Source organism: Paraburkholderia sp. TE9906 (assembly GCF_056279605.1).
Genome location: NZ_JBWCCT010000002.1, coordinates 603,712 through 624,538, shown reverse-complemented (window position 1 = coordinate 624,538; position 20,827 = coordinate 603,712). Strand labels below are relative to the sequence as shown.

Sequence of the window (20,827 nt, the reverse complement as noted above, 5' to 3'; positions counted from 1 at the left end):
GGATCGGCATGACGAGCAGATAGCCCGAAGGCTACACGTCACGGCAGGAGACCCAATCCACCCGCTAATCTCCCTGGTACCACCGATTTCTGTTCGGCACGGCTCGTGTCCGAACACCATTCGCAGTACTGGGTTTCATTTTTTGACAGGGTATGGAGGAGAAGATGAAGAAAGCTTTGCTCGCCGCTGCGCTGATGTCGGCCGGGGTTGTCGCTCACGCTCAAAGCAGCGTCACGCTGTATGGCCGCCTTGATGCGGGCATCGAATACATGTCGGGTGTTCCGACCGGTGCCAACGCCAATGGCGCGGCCAATGGCAACACGAACCGCTGGAAAGCTGAAAGCGGCGACTGGGGTACCAGCCTGTGGGGCTTGAAGGGCGTTGAGGACATCGGTGGCGGCAACAAGGTCCTGTTCCAATTGGAAGGCTCGTTCAACACGATGACGGGCGCGGGTCCTGGCGGCGGCGGTCTCTTCAATCGTTGGGCAACGATCGGTTTGTCGAACGACCAGTACGGTACGTTCACGATGGGCCGCATGCTCTTCATCTCGAACGGCGTGTGGGACTTCGACCCGTTCGGTCAATCGAACTGGTCGTCGGCATCGCTGGTGCGTGGCCGCAACTGGCCGCAATCGAGCAACAACTTCGCGTACCAGTCGCCGAAGATCGCAGGCTTTGACTTCTACGGTCAATACGCTCTGTCGAACGCAACGGGCTGGAACGGCAACGGCACGACCGCACAAGGTCGCGAAGCCGGCGCACAAGTCACGTACACGAACTCGCTGTTCCAGATCCGCGGTATTTACGACGAAATCCGCAACCCGACCAACGGCGGTCTGTGGGGCGGCGCAGTCGCCAACAATGGCATCAATACGGCTAATACGAATAACGGCGTGTTCGCGGCATCGCGTGAATACTCGGCGCTCGTGAACGTTTTCCTCGGCCAGTTCAAGATTCAGGCGGCTTACCAGGCTGTCCGTTCGGCAGGTGCAACCGGCGTGCTGCCGGGCCAGCCGACCACGCTCGATCATGAATGGGGCGGTGTGACGTGGCAAGCAACGCCGGCTGCAGCGCTGATTGCAGCGGTCTACCACGTGAACGGCAACAATGGCGCAGGCAATGCGACGATCTACACGGTCGGCGGCTCGTACAACCTGTCCAAGCGCACGCTGCTGGATCTGCAGGTGGCAACGGTGCAGAACAGCCGTGCGGCCAACTTTGGTCTGAACGCGAACAACGCAGGTTACGCCGCTTCGACGGACAACCCGCTGCAAGGTCGCGCGCAATCCGGCGTGTACGCAGGTATTCAACACTCGTTCTAAGCGAACGAAGCGCCCCGAAGGAATTTCCTGCGGGGCGCGTTCAAGAGTTCTTCAAGAGAATCTTTTTCACGCTGCTGCGAGAGGCGCGTATCGGTGCAATATCCGCAAGGGTATTGCACCGTTTTTTATTTGTGCGCGCGGTTTTGCCGTGGTCCAGACGCACCGGCTCGGTGCGTGCGTGGATCAGAGAGGGCAAGACCGGCGTTTGCTGCGTTGTGCTTCGATACGCGATTTTGCGAAGCCGAACGCCTGCTTCAGACCGCCGCTTCGTTTTCTTCGCCGGTGCGGATTCGGATTACGCGCTCCACGTCCGCGACGAAAATCTTGCCGTCACCGATCTTGCCGGTGCGCGCCGCGCCGATGATTGCGTCGATGACCTGGTCGCACTGATTGTCCGCGACCACCACTTCGATCTTCACCTTCGGCAGAAAGTCGACCACGTACTCTGCACCACGATAGAGCTCGGTATGGCCTTTCTGCCGGCCGAAGCCCTTGACCTCGGTCACGGTCAGCCCCGTGAGGCCGACTTCAGCGAGCGCCTCGCGCACTTCGTCGAGTTTGAACGGTTTGATGACTGCAGTGATGCGCTTCATGGCGGACCTCGTCTCGTGACTGGAAGAGTGAAAGGGAAATGGATGATTTTTATTCTACGCCGCGCCGGATGCGTTGCGGCATTCCGGCGCGTGCTTCGGGTTGGCTTCGAGTGCGGCAGCAGTGCTGCGCCGCGTCTCACTCCACCGGCTCGGTGTAGCGTGAGGTGATCGGATAGCGCCAGTCGCGGCCGAACGCGCGATGCGTGACGCGAATGCCGATCGGCGCCTGACGGCGTTTGTACTCGTTGATCTTGATCAGGCGCGTGACGCGTTTCACGTCGTCGGCGGCATAGCCCGCGGCGATGATTTCACCGAGCGAGCGGTCCTCTTCCATGTACATGCGCATGATCGCGTCGAGCACTTCGTATTCGGGCAGGCTGTCCTGATCGGTCTGGTTTTCGCGCAATTCCGCCGACGGCGCGCGCGTGAGAATCCGTTCGGGAATCACGTCACGCTTTTCGAACGTCGTGGCTTCGTTGCGATAACGGCACAAGCGGTACACGAGCGTCTTGGCGATGTCCTTGATGACCGCGAAGCCGCCCGCCATATCGCCGTACAACGTGCAGTAACCAACCGCCATCTCGCTCTTGTTGCCGGTGGTCAGCACGATCGAGCCGAACTTGTTCGACAGCGCCATCAGCAACGTGCCGCGAATGCGCGCCTGGATGTTCTCTTCGGTGGCGTCTTCGGCGCGGCCCGCGAATTCCTGCGCGAGCGAACCGCGGAACGCGTCGAACATCGGCGCAATCGCGATTTCGTCGTAGCGCACGCCGACGCGGCGCGCCATCTCGGCGGCGTCGGTGGTGGAGATGTCGGCCGTGTAGCGCGACGGCATCATCACCGCGCGCACCCGGTCCGCGCCGAGCGCGTCGCATGCGACGGCCAGCACCAGCGCCGAATCCACGCCGCCCGACAGGCCGATCAACGCGCCAGGGAAACCGTTCTTGTTGATGTAGTCGCGCACGCCCATCACGAGCGCCGCATATACCTGCGCTTCGAGCGACTGCTCTGCGGCGATCGCGCCCGGCAACGGCACACCGTTGTCGAATTCGACGATCGCGGTCGCTTCCTCGAACTGCGCCATCTTCGCGATCAACCCGCCTTGCGCGTCGAGCACGAATGAACCGCCGTCGAACACCAGCTCGTCCTGCGCGCCGACCATGTTCAGGTAGACCATCGGCAGGCCGGTTTCGCGAATCCGCGCACGCAGGATGTCGAAGCGCACCGCTTCCTTGTTCAGGTGATACGGCGAGCCGTTCGGAATCAGCAGCACTTGCGCGCCCGCCGCCTTCGCCATTTGCGCGGCCGATGCATGCCACGCGTCCTCGCAGATCACCACGCCGTACTTCACGCCGTCGAGGTCGAACACGAACGGCTGCGGGTCAGAGGCGAAGTAGCGCTTCTCGTCGAACACCTCGGTGTTGGGCAAATCCTGCTTGCGGTAGGTGCCCTTCACTTCGCCGTCCACGATCAGCGACGCCGCGTTGAACGTATCGACCGGCGGCACGCCGCGCTCGATCGGCGCGTTTGCATTACCATGGCCGTGCGCTGCGTCGCGCGAAGGATGACCGACGATCACATGCAAGCCGCTGAACGGTTTGAGTTGCACAGCGAGGTCGGCCAACGCCGCCGCGCTCGCGGTATAGAACGCGGGACGCAGCAGCAGATCTTCGGGCGGATAGCCGGAGAGCGCGAGTTCAGGCGCGATCAGCAGCTTCGCACCATCGTTGTGCGCCGCGCGTGCGGCGGCTACGATCTTCGCGACGTTGCCGGCGAAGTCGCCGACAGTGACATTGATTTGAGCAAGAGCGATTCGGGTCTTCATGGCAGGATCGACAGGCAAGCCGGGTGGCTTGCGAGTACCGCGGCTGGTTGGCTCGACGGAACGGACAAATCGGATAAACAAACGACGCGGTCATCACGACACCGCGCCGCTCATTGGGAACAGTCACACAGATTGAACCAGGAACGCTTCGATTATCGCACGGGCATTCTGGCGTCGCCCTCCGAGGTGGACGCCGCCGAATGGAATGCCCTCCTCGCGCAACAGGCGCAACCCACGCCGTTTCTGCGGCACGAGTTTCTGAGCGCGCTGCATGCGACCCAATGCGCGGTCGCCGATACCGGCTGGGCGCCGCAATTCGTCACGCTCACCGACGCGCGCACGGGCAAGCTCGCGGCGGCTGCGCCGGTGTATCTGAAGGGGCACTCGTACGGCGAGTATGTGTTCGATTGGGCATGGGCCGATGCATATAAGCGCAACGGCTTGCCGTATTACCCGAAGCTGCTGTGCGCGGTGCCGTTCACGCCGGTGCAGGGCAACCGCTTGCTTTCGGCGGATGCTCACGCGTTGCGGCATCTCGCAGCCACGCTGATGGCGTTCGCGGAGCAAGCCGACGTGTCGTCGCTGCACGTGCTCTTTCCCACCGAAACCGAAGCAAACGCGCTCACCGGCATGGGCATGATGCAGCGTGAAGGCGTGCAGTTTCATTGGCTCAACGACGGCTATCGCGACTTCGACGATTTCCTCTCGACGCTCGAACAGAAGAAGCGCAAGAACATTCGCGCCGAGCGTCGCAAGGTGCACGACGCCGGCGTGACGATGCGGCGGATTCGCGGCGAGGACATTCAGGATGCGGACTGGCGTTTCTTCAGCAAGTGTTATCGGCAGACGTACCGTGAACACTTTTCGAGTCCGTATCTAAACCTCGATTTCTTCCGCATGATCGGCGCGACGATGCCGGAGAATCTGCTGCTCGTCATCGCTGAATACGAAGGCAAGCCGATTGCCAGTTCGCTCGTGGTGTATCAGCGCGATGAGAAAACCGGCGGCACCTTGTATGGACGCTACTGGGGCGCGCTGGAACATGTGCCGTGTCTGCACTTCGAAACCGCGTACTACCAGCCGCTCGAATTCTGCATCGAGGAAAAGCTCGGCGCGTTTGAAGGCGGCGCACAAGGCGAGCACAAGATGGCGCGCGGTTTTCTGCCGACGGTGACGCGTTCCGCGCATTGGCTCGCGCATCCCGCGTTCGCCGATGCGGTCGGCCATTTTCTCGACAACGAAAAGAACAGCATCCACGCTTACGTGGACGAGCTGCGCGAACACAATCCGTTCAAAGGGTAAAGCGCGTTTATGGCGTGGTTTCTTTATCTGCTCGAATGCTCGGACGGCAGCGTTTATACCGGCATCGCCGTCGATGTGCAGGCGCGTTTCGACAAGCACGTGAGCGGCATGGGCGCGCGTTATACGCGCTCACGCAAACCGGTGCGGGTGCTCGCGTCGTTCGAACTCGCGGACCGGTCGAGCGCGTCGCGGGCGGAGTATTGGGTCAAGCGCTTGTCGGCGGTCGATAAGCGCGCGCTGGCGGCGGGGTTGCGGACGATTGAATCGGTGGTGCCGGCGGCCGAGCCCGAACCGGTTGTCGTTGAAGAGGATCAGGAGGAACGTGGCGCCGCGTGACTCACCCTCCTCCCCACTACCCCCTCGCCTCCCGCATCCTCTCGGTCAACAATCGCTGCATCCGCGCCAGCTCGCCCACCGCATCGGCCTCCAGCGACGTCAACGTGTCCCGCGCGGGAAGCTCATGCCGAACCGGCCGCAAGGTCCGGTTTAACGCCGCGTCGATATCGGCGCTCACCTGCGCAACCCATTCGCCGAGTCCATCGTGCCGGTCGCGCCGGTTCGTACTCAGACGCAACTGCGTCGCGGTCCCGGCCATCCGGCGCAACAGGCTGAGCACCGTCAGCGTCACCGTATCGACCAGCGAGTCTTCGAGTTTTTCGAGGCGAATCCGTCCGATCGCTTCTTCGGCGTTATTGCTGCCGAGACCGGCCGCGCGGCGCAAACGCTCCATGTCCTTCGCGCTGCGATGTGGCGACTCCAGCGCGGCACGCAGATACGCCACATTCGCACGCACCGCATCGCTCAGATAAGCACGGTAGTCGGCCTTCTCGCGCGTCGGCCACAGATAGAAAGTCGCGAGCAGCGCGAGCACGCAGCCGAGCACGTTGTTGCCGAGCCGCGTGAGCGCGAACGAAAATTCGTTGGCGCCCGGCGTCGCGAAGTCGGCGACGAGCACGAAGGTCGGCGTGAGGAACAGTACGAAGAGGCTATAGCTGACGGGCCGCAGCGCCATCGTCGCCATCACCAGCGGGAAAACCGCGAGCGAAATGCCGAGCGGCGAATGAATCGCGTAGCCGATCCCCGCCGCCAGCACTCCGCCGACGATGCTGCCCGCCGCGCGCTCGATGCTGCGCGGCCAGGTCGCGGAAATCGACGGTTGCAGGATCAGCAGCGTCGCCATCGTGGCCCAGTAGCCGAACGGCAGCCCGAGCGCGCGAATCACCAGAAAGCCCGCCGTGGTTGTCACGCCGACGCGCGCCGCGTGCCGCAAGCCGACCGACTCACTCGACAGATTCGCCTTGAGCGTCGCCCACGTGCGCGCCGCGAAACGGGCCGCGCTGTCGCTCCACGATTCGGGCTGGGCATAGCGCGGCGCGAAATCGACCAGCTCGAAATCGGACTGCAGCTTCACGGGTTCCATCAACGCACTTTCGAGGCGCGTCGCGAGACGGCGCAAGCGCTGCTGCAACTCTGCGATCCGGTCCCAACGCGCGTCGCTGGTCGCGGCGGCGATCGCACGCAGTACTTCGCCGAGCGCGCTCAGGAGGCGCGTCGCGCGCTTCGCGCGCCAGGCATCGTCGGGGACTTTCTCGCTCGCGCCGGACACGGCGATCAGATACGCGAACAGCGCTTCGCCATCGGTCAGCAAGCCGAGCAGCGTGTCGTAGACCTGCCGGCCGTTCGTGCGCGACGCGGGCACCTTCGCCAGCGCCTCCCGTGAGCGCTCCAGCGCGGCGCGCGCATCGGCGCGGAATTTCGCGGCATGCGTGGCCCATTCGCGCGGCGGTGCGCGATGCTCCAGCAAACGCGCGCTGTCCAATGCGATGTCGGCGAGCCGCAGATACACCGCGCGCAGCGTCGAGCGGCTCGCGCCGAACGGATGAATGCGCCACACGCTCAAACTCAGCGCGACGGCAAACAGGCAGCCCACCAGATACACGCCGAGAAACGCGAGACCGGCGCGCACGTCGTGCATCGGACGGTCGACCATCACCACGCAGGCGGTGGCCGCGAGAATCGTCACCTGTGAAGTGGGCGCGCCCCAGATGCGGCCGAACGCGCCGAGCGTCGTGAACACGAGCACCGCGAGCGCCGCGAAGCCCGCCCCAGCGCCGGAGGCAAATGAGGTGAGGCCGCCGCACAACGTCGAGAGCAACGCGAAGCCCATCATCGACGCAAAGCGCGCGCGGTTGGAACCGGCGGCATCAGCGAGACAGGTCCAGAACGCGCCGATCGCCGCCCACGCGAAAATCGGATCGTGCAGCAGGTTGCCCACCGCGAGCATCGCCGTGGAAGCGCACGCCGCCCTCAACCCTTCCGACAGACTGGCCTCGCTCGTCGCGAACGACACCATCCAGACCGGCCGCTTGCGATAGATCGTCGCGACGAGCGCGTACAGGCGGCTCGACCAGCGTGATGACGTCGATGGGTGGGGCTTGCGGTTCATCATCCGGGCGGTGGTTCCTGAAAACGCGTCTTGGGGTGTTGCGGTTCACGCTACGTCGCGCGCTGATCCAGCCGATGGCTTGCGGCGATGATAAGGGTTTACACCTAAATATAAAAATGCCTTCGCTTCATCCGCATGATGCGCTGCGTCTATGCGCGCAGCCCACAGCCTACGCAGAGTGGCGGCCCATGCCTATCACCCGGCAAGCGACGCTTGGCAACGCGCAAGAAAAAACCGCGCGGCCCTTGCGGACTCGCGCGGTCTTTTTGAACAGCAGCCGGCCAATCAACCGGCATCCAGCACGCTTACTTCCCGAAGTTAGCGACGCCTTCGCTGATTTCCTTATGCGCGGCTTCGATGCCCGCCCAACCCTCGACCTTCACCCACTTGCCCTTCTCCAGCGCCTTGTATTGCTCGAAGAAGTGCTTGATCTGGTCTTTCAGGTAAGCCGGGACGTCGTCGATCGACTTGAGGTCGGCGGTCATCGGGCAGACCTTGTCGTGCGCGACGGCGACCAGCTTCGCGTCCACGCCCGACTCGTCGGTCATCTGCAGCATGCCGAGCGCACGTGCGCGCACGACCGACCCAGCCAGCAGCGGGAACGGCGTGATGACGAGCACGTCGACCGGGTCGCCGTCGCCCGACAGCGTTTGCGGGATGTAACCGTAGTTCGCCGGATAGCGCATGCCGGTGCCGATGAAACGGTCGACGTGAAGCAGGCCCGTTTCCTTGTCGGCTTCGTACTTCACCGGATCGCTTTGCGCCGGGATTTCGATGATGACGTTGAAATCGTGCGGAAGGTCTTTGCCTGCGGGGACGTGATTGAAGCTCATGAGCGCTCTCTGATCAGGATGGAAGTCGGAACACGGCGTGCGGCGCGCTGGCTCGAGTTTGCAGGACCTGCGTGAATCTCGTGTGGACCTTGCGTCGAGCGTCATTGCGCACCGGACAGTGCGGAATGCGCCATTATAGCCGCTCGGCCGTTGGCACCTGGCCCGGGATCGGCGCGATAATCGTTCTGCGTCGCCCGCTCGCGTCACGCGTTTGCCTCACCCGATTGCTTGTGCGTCACTTGTATCTCTCGTTTGTGAACACCGCGTCGCCGGACACGGCTCGCGCGAAACATCAAGGAGCATGCATGGAAGAAGCTCGACACTTCATCGGCGGCGAGTGGTCCGCCGCATCCGGCGGCGACACGATCGCCGTGCTCGATCCCTCGGACGGCCAGCCGTTCACGCGCTTGGCGCGCGGCACCGCGGCCGATATCGACACCGCCGTGCACGCCGCCCGGCGCGCGTTCGAAGGCGCGTGGGGCGCGGCGAGCGCGGCCGAACGCGGACGCGTGCTGTACCGGCTGTCGATGCTGGTGGCCGCGCGCCAGGAAGAACTGGCGCAGCTCGAAGCCCGCGACACCGGCAAGCCGCTCAAGCAGGCGCGCGCCGATTCCGCCGCCCTCGCCCGCTATTTCGAGTTCTACGCGGGCGCCGCCGACAAGCTGCACGGCGAAACCCTGCCTTATCAGAACGGCTACACGGTACTGACGATCCGCGAGCCGCACGGCGTGACCGGCCACATCGTGCCGTGGAATTATCCGATGCAGATTTTCGGGCGCAGCGTGGGCGCGGCGCTCGCCACCGGCAATGCGTGCGTCGTCAAACCCGCCGAAGATGCGTGCCTCTCCGTACTGCGCGTCGCCGAACTAGCCGCCGAGGCGGGCTTGCCCGCCGGTGCGCTGAACATCGTCACCGGCTATGGCCATGAAGCGGGCGCGGCGCTCGCGAGCCATCCAGGCATTGATCACATTTCGTTCACCGGGTCGCCGGAAACCGGCAAGCTGGTCACGCAAATGGCCGCTGAAAACCACGTGCCGGTCACGCTGGAACTGGGCGGCAAGTCCCCGCAAATCGTCTTCGCCGACGCCGATCTCGACGCGGCGCTGCCCGTGCTGGTCTCGGCGATCGTGCAGAACGCCGGGCAAACCTGTTCGGCGGGCAGCCGCGTGCTGATCGACCGGGCGATTTACGAGCCTTTGCTCGACCGGCTCGGCAACGCGTTCAACTCGCTGCGCGTGGGCCCTTCGCAGGCCGATCTCGACTGCGGTCCGCTGATCAGCGCGAAACAGCAGCAGCGCGTGTGGGACTTCCTCTCCGATGCGCAGCACGACGGCATCGCGATGGCCGCGCATGGCGAAGTGATTCCTGAGGCGCCGGAAAGCGGCTTCTATCAGGCGCCGACGCTGCTGCGCGACGTGCCCGCAAGCCACCGCCTCGCGCGCGACGAAGTGTTCGGCCCGGTGCTCGCCGCAATGTCCTTCGCCGACGAAGACGAAGCGCTCGCGCTCGCCAACGGCACGCAATACGGGCTCGTCGCCGGTATCTGGACACGCGACGGCGCGCGGCAAATGCGTCTCGCGCGACGCGTGCGCTCCGGCCAGGTGTTCATCAACAACTATGGCGCGGGCGGCGGCGTCGAATTGCCGTTCGGCGGCGTCAGGCATTCGGGCCACGGACGCGAGAAAGGCTTCGAAGCGCTGTACGGCTTCACCGTGCTGAAGACCATCGCGATCCGGCACGGCTGACGCGGGCATCCCGCTTCGATTCACGCAGGCAAGAATCACCCTCTACAACAAGCAACGGAGACATCATGCGGTTGACAGGTAAAACGGCCATCGTCACGGGTGGCGGCTCGGGTTTCGGTGAAGGCATCGCGAAGACCTACGCGCGCGAAGGTGCGAACGTGGTGGTCAACGATCTGAACGGCGCGGCCGCCGAGCGTGTCGCGAGCGAAATCGCGCTGGCCGGCGGCAAGGCGATTGCGGTGGCGGGCAACGTCGCGCAGCAGGACGACTGGAGCAAGCTGCGCGAGGCCGCGCTCGAAGACTTCGGCAGCGTGCAGATCGTCGTCAACAACGCGGGGACCACGCATCGCAACAAGCCGGTGCTCGAAGTGACCGAAGCCGAGTTCGACCGCGTCTACGCGGTGAACGTCAAAAGCATCTACTGGAGCGTGCAGGAGTTCGTGCCGTATTTCCGCGAGCAAGGCGGCGGCTGCTTCATCAACATCGCGTCGACGGCGGGTGTGCGGCCGCGTCCGGGGCTCGTCTGGTACAACAGCAGCAAGGGAGCGGTGATCATCGCGAGCAAGTCGCTTGCGGTCGAACTCGGCCCGGACCGGATTCGCGTAAATTGCGTGAATCCGGTGATGGGTGAAACGGCGCTGCTCTCCGAGTTCATGGGCGTCGAAGATACGCCGCAAAATCGACAGCGTTTTCTGGCGGGCATTCCGCTTGGGCGCTTCTCGACGCCGCAGGATATCGCCAATGCCGCGCTGTATCTGGCGTCGGATGAGGCGGAGTTCATCACCGGCGTGTGCCTCGAAGTGGACGGCGGGCGCTGCGTATAACGGCGCGGCTGGCTCGACGTGACGGGCGCAACGACCACACCCGGTAACCGCGCCCGCCCGCGCAGCCCGCTCACGCGCGGCTGCGCGGGAGTCAGTGTTTTCCCCCGGTATTGATTCGTCATGCAAAGCACCGGGCGCGGCTAGAATCGGTTCCAGTTGTCCGCACTTCAATTCCACAAGAAAAGAGGAGACATCATGGCTAGTCCTGCAAATCCGCTTCAGCACCCCGGCGCAGGGGCGCCGTCCACCTTCGAAGAGGCCACCTACCGGAAGGTCACCTGGCGGCTCGCGCCGCTTCTGATGCTGTGCTACGTGGTCGCGTATCTGGACCGCGTGAACGTCGGCTTCGCCAAGTTGCAGATGACGAGCGACCTCGGCCTGAGCGATGCGGTGTACGGCTTCGGCGCGGGGATTTTCTTCCTCGGCTATTTCATCTTCGAAATTCCGAGCAACGTGATCCTGCACAAGGTGGGCGCGCGCGTGTGGATTGCGCGGATCATGGTGTCGTGGGGCATCATTTCGATGCTGACGATGTTCGTCACCACGCCGACCATGTTCTACGTGATGCGCTTTCTGCTTGGGCTCGCCGAGGCGGGGTTCTTTCCTGGGATCATTCTGTACCTCACCTACTGGTATCCGTCGCATCGGCGCGGGCGCATGACCACCTGGTTCATGACGGCGATCGCGCTGTCGGGGGTGATCGGCGGGCCGGTGTCGGGTTATATCCTGAAGACCTTTAACGGCGCGAACGGCTGGCATGGCTGGCAGTGGCTGTTTCTGCTCGAAGGGATTCCGTCGGTGATCGTCGGGGTCATGGTGTTTGTGATGCTGGACGATCGCATCTCGAAGGCCAAGTGGCTGACGAAGGAAGAGCAGCAGTTGCTCGAGCGGCAAGTGTCGGCGGAAGAAGCGACCAAGCATGACATGCCGATTCGTCAGGTGCTCACGAATGGGCGTGTGTTGATGTTCAGCCTCACGTACTTTTCGTTCGTGATGGGCTTGTATGGGGTGAGCTTCTGGTTGCCGACGATTATTAAGGCGACCGGCGTGACTGATGCGTTCATGATCGGGTTGTTGTCGGCGATTCCGTTTGCGGCGGCGGTTGTCGCGATGGTGCTTGTTGCCCGCAGTGCGGATCGGCAGAGGGAGCGGCGCTGGCATATTGCGTTGCCGGCGTTTGCGGGGGCGGTTGGGTTGGTGCTTTCTGTCGTGTGGGCGCATAACACCTTGTTGGCGATGGCGTCGCTTACTCTGGCTACGATGGGCATTCTCACTACCCTGCCGCTGTTCTGGAGTTTGCCTACGGCGATTCTTGCGGGGACCGGGGCGGCGGCTGGGATTGCGATGATTAATTCGATCGGCAACCTGGCCGGGTTTCTTAGTCCTTATGCGGTGGGGTGGTTGAAGCAGGCTACTCAGGCTAATGATTCGGGGATGTATATGTTGGCGGCGTTTATGGTTCTTGGTGGGCTGCTTGCGATTAGTGTGCCGGCTAGGATGGTTAATAAATGAGTAGCCTAGGTGCAGGCGTCGACGGCAATCTATCGCCGGAGCTTTGGTGTGTGAACAGGAGGCCGCTTTACTGTTGAAAACGGCTGCTTACCCGAAGAAACATCGAGCGACAAACGCGGGCCGACTGCTGCAAACTGCTTGGGGCAGTAGTCGGCCGTAACCTGTCGTTTAGGGATTCGGGCAACCCACCATTGGAATAGCTGCGATACACCCAACAACGGGCGATGGGCCGCACGCTTCTGCATGTGAAGAAGCTGATCCACGTGTTGATCTGTTCAAAGCGCCGTTGCACTTGCGGAATTGATTGATGCCGAGTATCTCGACTGCACCAAAGTCGCCGATATTGATCCACACAATCCCGATGAGCTCTTGTGGGATAGGTGATGAGCAAGTTGGAGCGGTCATCGAACGTTTCTTCCCACGTCAGGAGAATTTCTCGTTGTGAGAGGCTGCTGTGGCGCGTTCGTCGTTATTGCTAGAATACTGGGTTGATCCCAACAGAACTCGTATCAGATGGCCACCGCCAAAAAGAACAAGGCAGCTCCTGAGGCGCATACGCCGCAGCCGCTCAGCGTCCAGCGGGACGTGACAACGGCCCGGATTTTCAGTCCTTTGCGCAACAAGTGGTTGGTCGAGACTCCGGAAGAAGGCGTCCGTCAGGCCTATCTGTGTGTCTTAGTCAACGAATATGGCTTTACGCTTGACCAAATCGGGGAGGAAATTCCCGTCACGAACCGTGGATCGGGTCAAGCTCGAGCCGACTTCCTAATCTGGCGATCCCCCGCTGACAAGGTGGGAACGAAACACCCCTTTATCGTTGTCGAGTGTAAGGCCGACAACGTCCAGATCGATGCGGGAACGTACACGCAGGGCGCTAACTACGCCCAGTATTGTAAGGCTCGATTCTTTGTAACTCACAACAACCGGGAGACCAAGTTCTGGAGGGTTGACCACGGCCGGATGATGCCCAACTTTGACGAGATCGAGAATATCCCGCACGCGGACGCGTCCGATCGTGAAGTCGAAGAGCTCATTAGCAAGTTGCGTATCTTCAAGGAGGAAGAATTCGCGGATCTCCTCCAGCGGTGCCATGACGTCATTCGCAACCGAGAGTCTCATGATCCAACGAAGGCATTCGACGAGACTGCCAAGATTCTGTTCGTGAAGGTATGGGTTGAGCGCGAGCTTAAGGACAAAAAGCGCCGCAAGAACATTTTCTCCGTCGAATTCCTCGACGACCAAGTGGGCGACGACCCGATCAACGACTTGTTCGCCAAGACCAAGCGGCACTATGAAAAGGCGGCGCTCTTTCATACCGACGAACGAATTAACTTGCGCCCTGAGACTAGTCGCGAGATCGTTCGCCTCCTTCAGAGCTACAACCTGTCTGACACGAGCGAGGACATCAAAGGAATTGCGTTCGAGCGCTTCCTTGGACGGACGTTTCGCGGGGAAATCGGCCAGTTCTTCACGCCTCGCCCCATCGTCGAATTCATGATCCAAATGCTCTCACCCGAAGAGGGCGACATCATTTGTGATCCTGCTGCTGGCTCCGGCGGATTTCTGATCCGGTCGTTCGAGATTGTCCGACAAAAGATCCTTCGGTCGGCGGACGACGAATATCGAGCCTACGAAGCCGACATTCGGAAGAAAAAGGCAATGTCTGCGGAGGAGCGTGCGAAGGCTCTTCTCAACAAATACAACGAAATACAGGCCCAACTGGACCAGCGATTGCCTAAGTCTCGCACTTGGAAGCTGGCCAATGAGTGCATTTTCGGCACAGACAAGAATGATCGGATGGCCCGCACCAGCAAGATGAACATGATCATGCACGGTGACGGGCATGGTGGCGTTCATCACTGGAACGGGTTTCTGAACGTCAATGGGATCTTTGAATCGCGTTTCGACCTTATCCTGACCAATCCGCCGTTTGGCTCCAAGCTGGAGAGCGATGAGAAAATTCTCGCAAATGACATCGCGCTGCCAGAGGAGGTCGAGGAGCACTACGAGCGCCTCTATAAAGAGCCGTACCGGCAAGCGCGTGCAGCGCTAAAGGCCGCCGTCAATAAGCCCATTGCATCGCTATTTGAATTGCCGGCTGCCGAAGGTTCGATCAAGACCGAATTGCTCTTCATCGAGCGATGCCTTAATCTCCTGAAGCCCGGCGGACGACTCGGCATCGTGCTACCCGAAAGTGTGTTTAACAACCCCACTGCGGCTTATGTCCGACACTTCGTCGAAGATCAGGCGAAAATCCTTGCAGTCGTCAGTCTTCCGGCAGATACATTCGCGGCCAGCGGCGCCACGGTCAAGACCTCCCTTCTGTTCCTGAGAAAGTTTAGCGTCCCTGAACAAAGCCAATATGATGCGTGGGCTGAGCAGACGCACGCCGACGCGCGGGCAGCACGAAAAGCCGACATTGAAGAGTTAGAAGCTATCTTGGCGAAGCCCTTCGCTAAACAGGCCGACTTCTTAGTAGGATTGAAGAAGCAAACCGCCGAGCAGAAGGCAGCGGCATCAGTCAAAGCACGCGATGCCAATGAAAGCAGAAAGGAGCAAAAAAAGGTCGCTACCCGGACCCTTCGAGTCATAGAGTCAGAAGTAGAGCTTGATGCGCGCCAACGCCTGCGCAAGAAGGCTCGCTATCCAATCTTTATGTACGAGGCCGATCACGTCGGGATTACCGCTACCGGTGCGGCCGATGACAACGAGTTGTTCCCGAACCCGCGGGTTCCCGCCGGCATAACTAAGACTGCGTTGGAACTCTACCGAGAGTTCGTTCAAGACCCCAAGATGTTCCTGGATGCTGCACAAGCTGAGGGGAAATCGTTGTGAAAGCGTTTGGAGTATGGCTTGATGAAACTTCCGAGCGTTGGGATCTGAAAGGTGCCCAAGCGGCCATTTTCAAGGACCAACACCCGGACTTTGTGCCCATGGGGAAGTTCGTTGAAGAGCAATCAATCTTGGTCAGAGCCTTTGATAAGCCCGATCATGATTGGCCCGTCTATGGTGTGAGCAAGAAGGATGGTGTATTTCCGAGCCATTTGCAAAAGGGCGTCGACTTTCGAGTACCTTACAAACGCATCGAAAAGGACTGGTTCTTCCATAATCCGACCCGTGCAAACGTGGGGTCCCTAGGGCGGGTGCCGAACGTAGAACCGGACGCACTAACTAGCCCTGAGTACCAAGTCTGGCGCATCAAAGATCCAGATCTTTTTGCCGGACTATGTCGAAGCCCTTATCAAGATGCCGTTCTTCAACTTGATGGTGCACGTCAATCGTGTAGGTGCCGTGAAGGAGCGTCTCTACGCGCGTAACCTCATGGAAATCCCAGTTCCACTAAGGACTCAAGACTTCCAAGTCGCGATGGTTAAGAAGTGGAAGGGGTTGCACCAACGAGTTGCCAAGGCGGAAGAACGGATTGCTGCGCATGAGTCCGCGTTGGTCGCCGACGTATTAGCTGCAGCCGGCATCGAAGTCAACACAATCGCTCCGCGTCCAAAGGTTTATGCGAAGGAGTTAGACGAAATCGATCGTTGGGGGGTTGGTTTTAATCGGCAACGCTGGGCGCTCGAAGACCTGCTCGGTTCACGCCGTTGGCAGCGGGTGCCGTTGTCTTCTGTGGCGGAGGTCAATCCGAAGCGGCGGACACACATGATCGAGGAAGGCTCGAGGGTATCGTTCGTGCCAATGGAAGCAGTATCCGAACGATCCGGGACTATTGAAACGGGCGAGGAAGCGCTGGTTGAGGAAGTCTCAAAAGGCTATACCTCCTTCGAAGACGGTGATGTTATCTGGGCAAAGATTACCCCTTGCATGGAGAACGGCAAGAGCGCTGTTGCGCGGAACCTGAAAGGTGGCGTTGGTTTCGGATCCACCGAATTTCACGTCATCCGATCCATCGATCCCAAGAAAGCGCTTCCTGAATACCTATGGGTTTTGCTGCGTCTAGATATGGTCCGCCGCGCCGCAGTGCATTACTTCATAGGATCGGCGGGCCAACAACGCGTTCCAGCTAATTTCCTAGAAGGGCTTGTTATACCGCTACCCGATCCTCACGCACAGAAAGCGATTGTTGATGGCGTATTGGCCAAACGCCGCGCCGTCGAGATGGAGCGCACCTCGATCGACCTATACCGTGTGGCGATGCTGCGCGAGATCGAGCGCGACATCATCACTGGTACGGTGTCCTAGCGCTCGTCTTCAATTGAACCATATAAGCTGAATGGCCCCCGAGGGAGCTAACGCAGGTTTTGTCGTAGCGAATAACGATAGCCCAGCATTGCTTAATGCCTGACGAGGAAGTTCTCGATCAGGCGGTGAGCCTTGTATAACGCCAGTCGTAGTTTCGCTACTGCTTGAGCGTGCGCTGACTGGAAATGCCCACGCCTCGACCACAACTTACGAACCCTTACGCTTTGCGAATGTGGTTCAGAAACTGGAAACGGCATCTTCATCACTACCGGCAGCAGCATGCCACGCACTCGCCCTGAGCCAGATTCGGCAGAATCTCCGTGATCGCATTGGCATTGGCAGGAAAGAGCCGCACCTAGGTCTGATCAGAGTTGTTCGTTAGGCGCAGGGACATGAAGTTGTTGCACTGGGCAAATATCGTCTCTGACACTTCCGGGGGCCGCAACTCGGATTTCCGAAAGTCAAAAGCGATTCTTTTCTTTCCTGCAAGATGAAACTAGTAAAGATCGTCGTAGTGCCGCCGTAGGAGCAGTCCTAGCTACTGCCCTTGCGTGGCTTGGTCTGTATCTGTTTGGTGTCTTCGTCCTGCACGGCAAAGGAAGTTTGTTCGATGCTTCGCGCACATCGGAAAACACCTTCTTCATTGCCTGGTTTGCATTGATAGCCATATTTTCAATTGTGGGCGGTTACGTCGGCTATGCAAACGACACCGGCTAGAAAGAGAACTGAACGGTAGGCACGCGGGGAAGGGAGCGTTGGGTCGTGGGCCTCGGCAGTGATCTACCGCTGAGGCTTTGAGTCGGTGTACGAAGGAGCATCCGCTTTGCTGCAGCACACAGTGTTTCGACAAATGCCGGCCGACTCCTGCCAACGGCACGAGGCAGTAATGAGCCGTGAAACGTCGTTCGCGTGCGCCACTGTCCGGGCGTTTAGGTGTCGGCGTCGCTCAATAAACGACCGTTCGAAGACTACTCAAAAAATTCCTCGTCAATCTTCTTCAACTGAATGGTTTCTTCAACACGACAGCCAACGTTGTACCTAATCATCAGCTTCGCTAACTGGCGACCGTCGATTAGGACGATACGTTTGCTGAGGAAATCAGCTGTCTCTCTTGCAGAAGCCGAAAAGGCCGAGGTGGTAACAAAAAGTCCCTTTGCTGCCTTGAAGCGATCCAGTGATCCGAAGAAATCACGGACCGCGCCTGAGCTGATGTTATTTCCATCCGAGTACCGCTTGGCTTGCACGTAGATACGATCCAGGCCCAACGCGTCTTGGTCAATAACTCCATCAACACCGCCGTCGCCACTCCTGCCTAACGCTCGACCAGCGTCGCTTGTGGAACCCCCGTAACCCATGGCAAGCAGTAACTGGACCACAAGGCGCTCAAAAAACTGCGGTGGGGCCGCAATAACACGCGCCAGCAAATCAAGACTTAGTTCATCGTCCAGCTCTGCATGAGCTTTTCGAATGATTTCGTCTGGCGTCATGCCACTCGCCTGAACTGCTTCGACCGCCGGGGAGGCTTTTCCGGCGTTGTCGGTACCACTGCCGGCCTCCCGGAACAGTACAAACTCTGGAAATTGCTCCAGAAAGTGAACGTCGATCTTTTCAGGCGGATTAGCCAATACATCACGCCCCCGGTCAGTTATCTGGAAGTGTGCTCGTTTGGTCAACTCGACTAACCCTGCCTTGCCCAGATAACTTTTGGCCCAATGCACACGATTGGCGAAGGTAGTCTGCTTTCCGGATGGAAGCAATTCTGATCGCTCGTCCTCTGTCAGTTGGAATTTGTCAGCCAATGACTGAACGACATCCGAAATTCTTACTTCGCTCATTGCGGATGAACGCAGGACGGGCAGCATCAAAGTCTGAAAATCAGGAACGGCCATTGTCGAGAGTCAATTTATCCAAGCGGCACCGATGCGGCGCTGCCTTGTGGTGGGTAATATCATACCTCTTAACCCCCAGTCTTCTTTGGTACACGTCGTTCCTAGTGCCATGGCGAACAGTCAGTTTCGGGTCGACTCCAGCCCGAGAGCGTCCATTCTGCGTAGCCGTGATCGCATGGAACGTTAACGATCGTGACGCCGAAGCGTCGGCCACCAACTTTGCGGCTGAAATCGACAGCCCATCAAATTGTCTCTCCTGCCCTATTCCCCCTTATCCCTTCGGCCAATCCCAACATTTAAGCACAGGACTAAATCCGAGACAGCCCCCTCCCTTATAATTGCCAAGTCGCAGGGAGACACCCAGTGACCAGGTTTAGCAGCCTGACCGTTGTGTCCGCATTCCCGCCCAGGTGGGAATGCGTCTACCTCTGCACGTCTATAGTTCTATGGGCGGGCTGTGGTGGGGGAGCCGCAAGGCTCGCCGGTTTGACACAACGCCGGTCTGCTAACCCCGCCACGTGCCCGCTCACCCCTTCCGCAAACAAGGCAAGTGTCCGGGCGATCCAAAGCAGCAACAGGGAGATCACACCATGCCCGGGCCCATCAAAAATCAACCGGCTTCGCGTCCCCCAGTCGACGCCCTCCAGTACGAAAAGCTTGCCCTTTCCGCGTTCGATTTATGCGACCGGCAGGTGGGTCAACTGGACACCTTGATCACACTCGCGACCTCAATAGTCAGAAATCCTGCAATTACGCGCGATGAAAGAAAGCGCCGCCAAACGCTACTCGAATTGCTGCTGGACACAACCGAGCAGTATCAGCAGGAACTCGAATGCGACCGCGAGTTGTTCCAGGTGATTGCACTCGACGCGAAGGGCGTCCCGCGCAGCCACCTCACCGCGCAGCATGCGGCGAACTTGCTGGCTGAAGCATCGCAGAGAGCCAAAGCGACCTCGACCGCCGTGCAGCAGCACCAGTCCCCTGCCCCGCACTAAGCAACCCAATCAGCCCCCACACACAACAGCCAACCGCCAGCACAAAAACAAATGGCCGCAGCAAAAGCTGCGGCCATCGACTAGCGCTCCGAGGGGCTTACAGCAGTACGCCAACAATCACAAACGTCCGGCGCACGCACCACCAGCACCCACCCCTCAAACAATATTCATCGCCAACGCACTCTCCCGATAATGCTGACTAGCCTTATCGCTATCCCCAAGCTGCTCATGCAACCGCGCCAAAGCCCGATGCGAACGAATCCGCAACGTCTCGTTATCCGCCAGCTTCAACGCCCGCTCAAGGAACGACTGCGCCTTCCCCCACAACTGCTGATGCAGGCACAACCGCCCCAACGCAAACATCAAATCCGCATCTTCCGGCCGATCCTTCTGCCACCCCTCAGCCTTCTGAATCAGCGGCAACGCATCTCCCCCCGCCGTATCCGGATAACGCCGCAACAACCGCGCATCCCAATTCTGCGCCAGCGCTTCCTCGACGATCTTGCGCGCTTCCTGCGGCCGATTCAGCGCCACCAGCAATTCAGCCGCGAGATCGGCAAGACGCGGCGAATGACGCTCGGTCGCCGACAGCGAATTCCACAACTCCAGCAACGCATCCGCGTTATGACGCCGGTCGCGCAACAGGTTCTCCGCCGCCAGTTGACGCAGACGCACCGCCACCGCCGGATGAATCGCCTCGCGCTTTTCCAGCGTCTTGACGAGCTTGAGCACTTCGCCCCAGTTCTTCAATTGCTGCTGCGCGCGCAACATGATCTGCTGCGCGTGAATGCGCCGCGCGCCCAGCGACTGCATTTCGGTCAGCGCGGTCAAGGCGCCGTCCGCGTCGCGGCCGTCGGCGCGCATGTCGGCGGTGGCCATCAGGCGCGCGTCCTGCCAGTCGGCTTCGTCGATCTTCGCGAGCCATTCGTCGCGCCGCGCATATTCATGCATCCGATGCGCGGCCGTGGCCGCGATCAAACCGGCCGCGCCCTTGTTGTCGCCGTTCGCGAGCGCATCCTTCGCGGCTTTTTCGGCACGCGAAAAACGTCCCGCGTACAGGTTGCCGATCGCGTCACGCAGCGCGGCGTGCGCCTTCGCGACACGCGAGCGCGCACGGTAAGCGGCCACGCGCTGCGGCATGCGCCAGACATTGCGGATGATGCGCAACAGCGCATACAGCAGGATGAACAGCACCACCAGCCCGACCACGAACAGATTCAGCGAAATGTCCACGCGGTACGGCGGATAGATCAGCAGCACCTGCCCAGTGTCGAAGCGCCCCGCCACCGCCAGCACCACCGCGATGGCGAACAGAAACGCCAGCCATAGAAGTCCCCGGATCGCCAT

The 20,827-nt window shown here is 60.4% G+C and carries 15 protein-coding genes; 9 read left to right on the top strand and 6 right to left on the bottom strand.

Features of this window, described 5'->3' with window-relative positions; genetic code table 11:
- Positions 1 to 164 precede the first annotated feature (164 nt).
- A complete protein-coding gene (locus ACZ9H4_RS06660) occupies positions 165 to 1,322 on the top strand; it encodes a porin (protein ID WP_408324555.1) in 1,158 nt (385 codons plus the stop codon).
- A 254-nt stretch (positions 1,323 to 1,576) separates the two neighbouring features.
- On the opposite strand, the gene glnK is transcribed toward ACZ9H4_RS06660, so the two are convergent.
- Positions 1,577 to 1,915, bottom strand: a complete 339-nt coding sequence (glnK, locus tag ACZ9H4_RS06655) for a P-II family nitrogen regulator (RefSeq protein WP_006048444.1) — start codon at positions 1,913 to 1,915, stop codon at positions 1,577 to 1,579.
- Positions 1,916 to 2,051: 136 nt separating this feature from the next.
- A complete protein-coding gene (locus ACZ9H4_RS06650) occupies positions 2,052 to 3,740 on the bottom strand; it encodes an NAD+ synthase (RefSeq protein WP_408141616.1) in 1,689 nt (562 codons plus the stop codon).
- Between the two features lie 132 nt (positions 3,741 to 3,872).
- On the opposite strand from ACZ9H4_RS06650, the gene ACZ9H4_RS06645 reads away from it, so the two are divergent.
- Both ACZ9H4_RS06645 and ACZ9H4_RS06640 read left to right on the top strand, forming a co-directional pair.
- Positions 3,873 to 5,042 carry a GNAT family N-acetyltransferase gene (locus ACZ9H4_RS06645; RefSeq protein WP_476118532.1) on the top strand — a complete coding sequence of 390 codons (1,170 nt, stop codon included), beginning with the start codon at positions 3,873 to 3,875 and terminating at the stop codon, positions 5,040 to 5,042.
- Positions 5,043 to 5,051: 9 nt separating this feature from the next.
- A complete protein-coding gene (locus ACZ9H4_RS06640; protein WP_476118530.1) occupies positions 5,052 to 5,378 on the top strand; it encodes a GIY-YIG nuclease family protein in 327 nt (108 codons plus the stop codon).
- 16 nt (positions 5,379 to 5,394) lie between these two features.
- On the opposite strand, the gene ACZ9H4_RS06635 is transcribed toward ACZ9H4_RS06640, so the two are convergent.
- Both ACZ9H4_RS06635 and ppa read right to left on the bottom strand, forming a co-directional pair.
- Complete coding sequence (locus tag ACZ9H4_RS06635) at positions 5,395 to 7,491, bottom strand: FUSC family protein (protein WP_476118529.1); 2,097 nt, start codon at positions 7,489 to 7,491, stop codon at positions 5,395 to 5,397.
- A gap of 302 nt (positions 7,492 to 7,793) precedes the next feature.
- Positions 7,794 to 8,321, bottom strand: coding sequence for an inorganic diphosphatase (gene ppa, locus ACZ9H4_RS06630; protein WP_408141612.1), 528 nt, complete (start codon positions 8,319 to 8,321; stop codon positions 7,794 to 7,796).
- 305 nt (positions 8,322 to 8,626) lie between these two features.
- Between ppa and ACZ9H4_RS06625 the strand changes: the two genes are divergently transcribed.
- The 5 genes from ACZ9H4_RS06625 to ACZ9H4_RS06605 all read left to right on the top strand — a co-directional run bounded on the left by ACZ9H4_RS06625 (position 8,627) and on the right by ACZ9H4_RS06605 (position 16,596).
- On the top strand, positions 8,627 to 10,066 hold the full coding sequence (locus tag ACZ9H4_RS06625; RefSeq protein WP_408152858.1) for an aldehyde dehydrogenase family protein: 1,440 nt from the start codon (positions 8,627 to 8,629) through the stop codon (positions 10,064 to 10,066).
- A gap of 65 nt (positions 10,067 to 10,131) precedes the next feature.
- Positions 10,132 to 10,890: an SDR family oxidoreductase gene (locus tag ACZ9H4_RS06620; RefSeq protein ID WP_408141610.1), complete on the top strand. Its 759-nt coding sequence runs from the start codon at positions 10,132 to 10,134 to the stop codon at positions 10,888 to 10,890.
- 195 nt (positions 10,891 to 11,085) lie between these two features.
- Complete coding sequence (locus ACZ9H4_RS06615) at positions 11,086 to 12,402, top strand: MFS transporter (RefSeq protein ID WP_476118526.1); 1,317 nt, start codon at positions 11,086 to 11,088, stop codon at positions 12,400 to 12,402.
- Between the two features lie 513 nt (positions 12,403 to 12,915).
- Positions 12,916 to 15,237, top strand: coding sequence for a type I restriction-modification system subunit M (locus ACZ9H4_RS06610; RefSeq protein ID WP_476118525.1), 2,322 nt, complete (start codon positions 12,916 to 12,918; stop codon positions 15,235 to 15,237).
- A gap of 381 nt (positions 15,238 to 15,618) precedes the next feature.
- On the top strand, positions 15,619 to 16,596 hold the full coding sequence (locus ACZ9H4_RS06605; protein ID WP_476118524.1) for a restriction endonuclease subunit S: 978 nt from the start codon (positions 15,619 to 15,621) through the stop codon (positions 16,594 to 16,596).
- 968 nt (positions 16,597 to 17,564) lie between these two features.
- Here the strand turns inward: ACZ9H4_RS06605 and ACZ9H4_RS06600 are convergent.
- Positions 17,565 to 18,485 (bottom strand): restriction endonuclease, encoded by a 921-nt coding sequence (locus ACZ9H4_RS06600; protein ID WP_476118523.1) that lies wholly within the window; start codon positions 18,483 to 18,485, stop codon positions 17,565 to 17,567.
- 590 nt (positions 18,486 to 19,075) lie between these two features.
- On the opposite strand from ACZ9H4_RS06600, the gene ACZ9H4_RS06595 reads away from it, so the two are divergent.
- Positions 19,076 to 19,480, top strand: a complete 405-nt coding sequence (locus tag ACZ9H4_RS06595) for a hypothetical protein (protein ID WP_476118522.1) — start codon at positions 19,076 to 19,078, stop codon at positions 19,478 to 19,480.
- A 156-nt stretch (positions 19,481 to 19,636) separates the two neighbouring features.
- Here the strand turns inward: ACZ9H4_RS06595 and ACZ9H4_RS06590 are convergent, their stop codons facing one another.
- Positions 19,637 to 20,827 carry a heme biosynthesis HemY N-terminal domain-containing protein gene (locus ACZ9H4_RS06590; protein ID WP_476118521.1) on the bottom strand — a complete coding sequence of 397 codons (1,191 nt, stop codon included), beginning with the start codon at positions 20,825 to 20,827 and terminating at the stop codon, positions 19,637 to 19,639.

What these genes read in the sequence shown, in the direction of transcription:
- ACZ9H4_RS06660 (WP_408324555.1), top strand. Translation starts at nt 165, where the DNA reads ATGAAGAAAGCTTTGCTCGCCGCTGCGCTGATGTCGGCCGGGGTTGTC.
- glnK (WP_006048444.1), bottom strand. Translation starts at nt 1,915, where the DNA reads ATGAAGCGCATCACTGCAGTCATCAAACCGTTCAAACTCGACGAAGTG.
- ACZ9H4_RS06650 (WP_408141616.1), bottom strand. Translation starts at nt 3,740, where the DNA reads ATGAAGACCCGAATCGCTCTTGCTCAAATCAATGTCACTGTCGGCGAC.
- ACZ9H4_RS06640 (WP_476118530.1), top strand. Translation starts at nt 5,052, where the DNA reads ATGGCGTGGTTTCTTTATCTGCTCGAATGCTCGGACGGCAGCGTTTAT.
- ACZ9H4_RS06635 (WP_476118529.1), bottom strand. Translation starts at nt 7,491, where the DNA reads ATGATGAACCGCAAGCCCCACCCATCGACGTCATCACGCTGGTCGAGC.
- ppa (WP_408141612.1), bottom strand. Translation starts at nt 8,321, where the DNA reads ATGAGCTTCAATCACGTCCCCGCAGGCAAAGACCTTCCGCACGATTTC.
- ACZ9H4_RS06625 (WP_408152858.1), top strand. Translation starts at nt 8,627, where the DNA reads ATGGAAGAAGCTCGACACTTCATCGGCGGCGAGTGGTCCGCCGCATCC.
- ACZ9H4_RS06620 (WP_408141610.1), top strand. Translation starts at nt 10,132, where the DNA reads ATGCGGTTGACAGGTAAAACGGCCATCGTCACGGGTGGCGGCTCGGGT.
- ACZ9H4_RS06615 (WP_476118526.1), top strand. Translation starts at nt 11,086, where the DNA reads ATGGCTAGTCCTGCAAATCCGCTTCAGCACCCCGGCGCAGGGGCGCCG.
- ACZ9H4_RS06610 (WP_476118525.1), top strand. Translation starts at nt 12,916, where the DNA reads ATGGCCACCGCCAAAAAGAACAAGGCAGCTCCTGAGGCGCATACGCCG.
- ACZ9H4_RS06600 (WP_476118523.1), bottom strand. Translation starts at nt 18,485, where the DNA reads ATGGCCGTTCCTGATTTTCAGACTTTGATGCTGCCCGTCCTGCGTTCA.
- ACZ9H4_RS06595 (WP_476118522.1), top strand. Translation starts at nt 19,076, where the DNA reads ATGCCCGGGCCCATCAAAAATCAACCGGCTTCGCGTCCCCCAGTCGAC.
- ACZ9H4_RS06590 (WP_476118521.1), bottom strand. Translation starts at nt 20,827, where the DNA reads ATGGCGATCCGGGGACTTCTATGGCTGGCGTTTCTGTTCGCCATCGCG.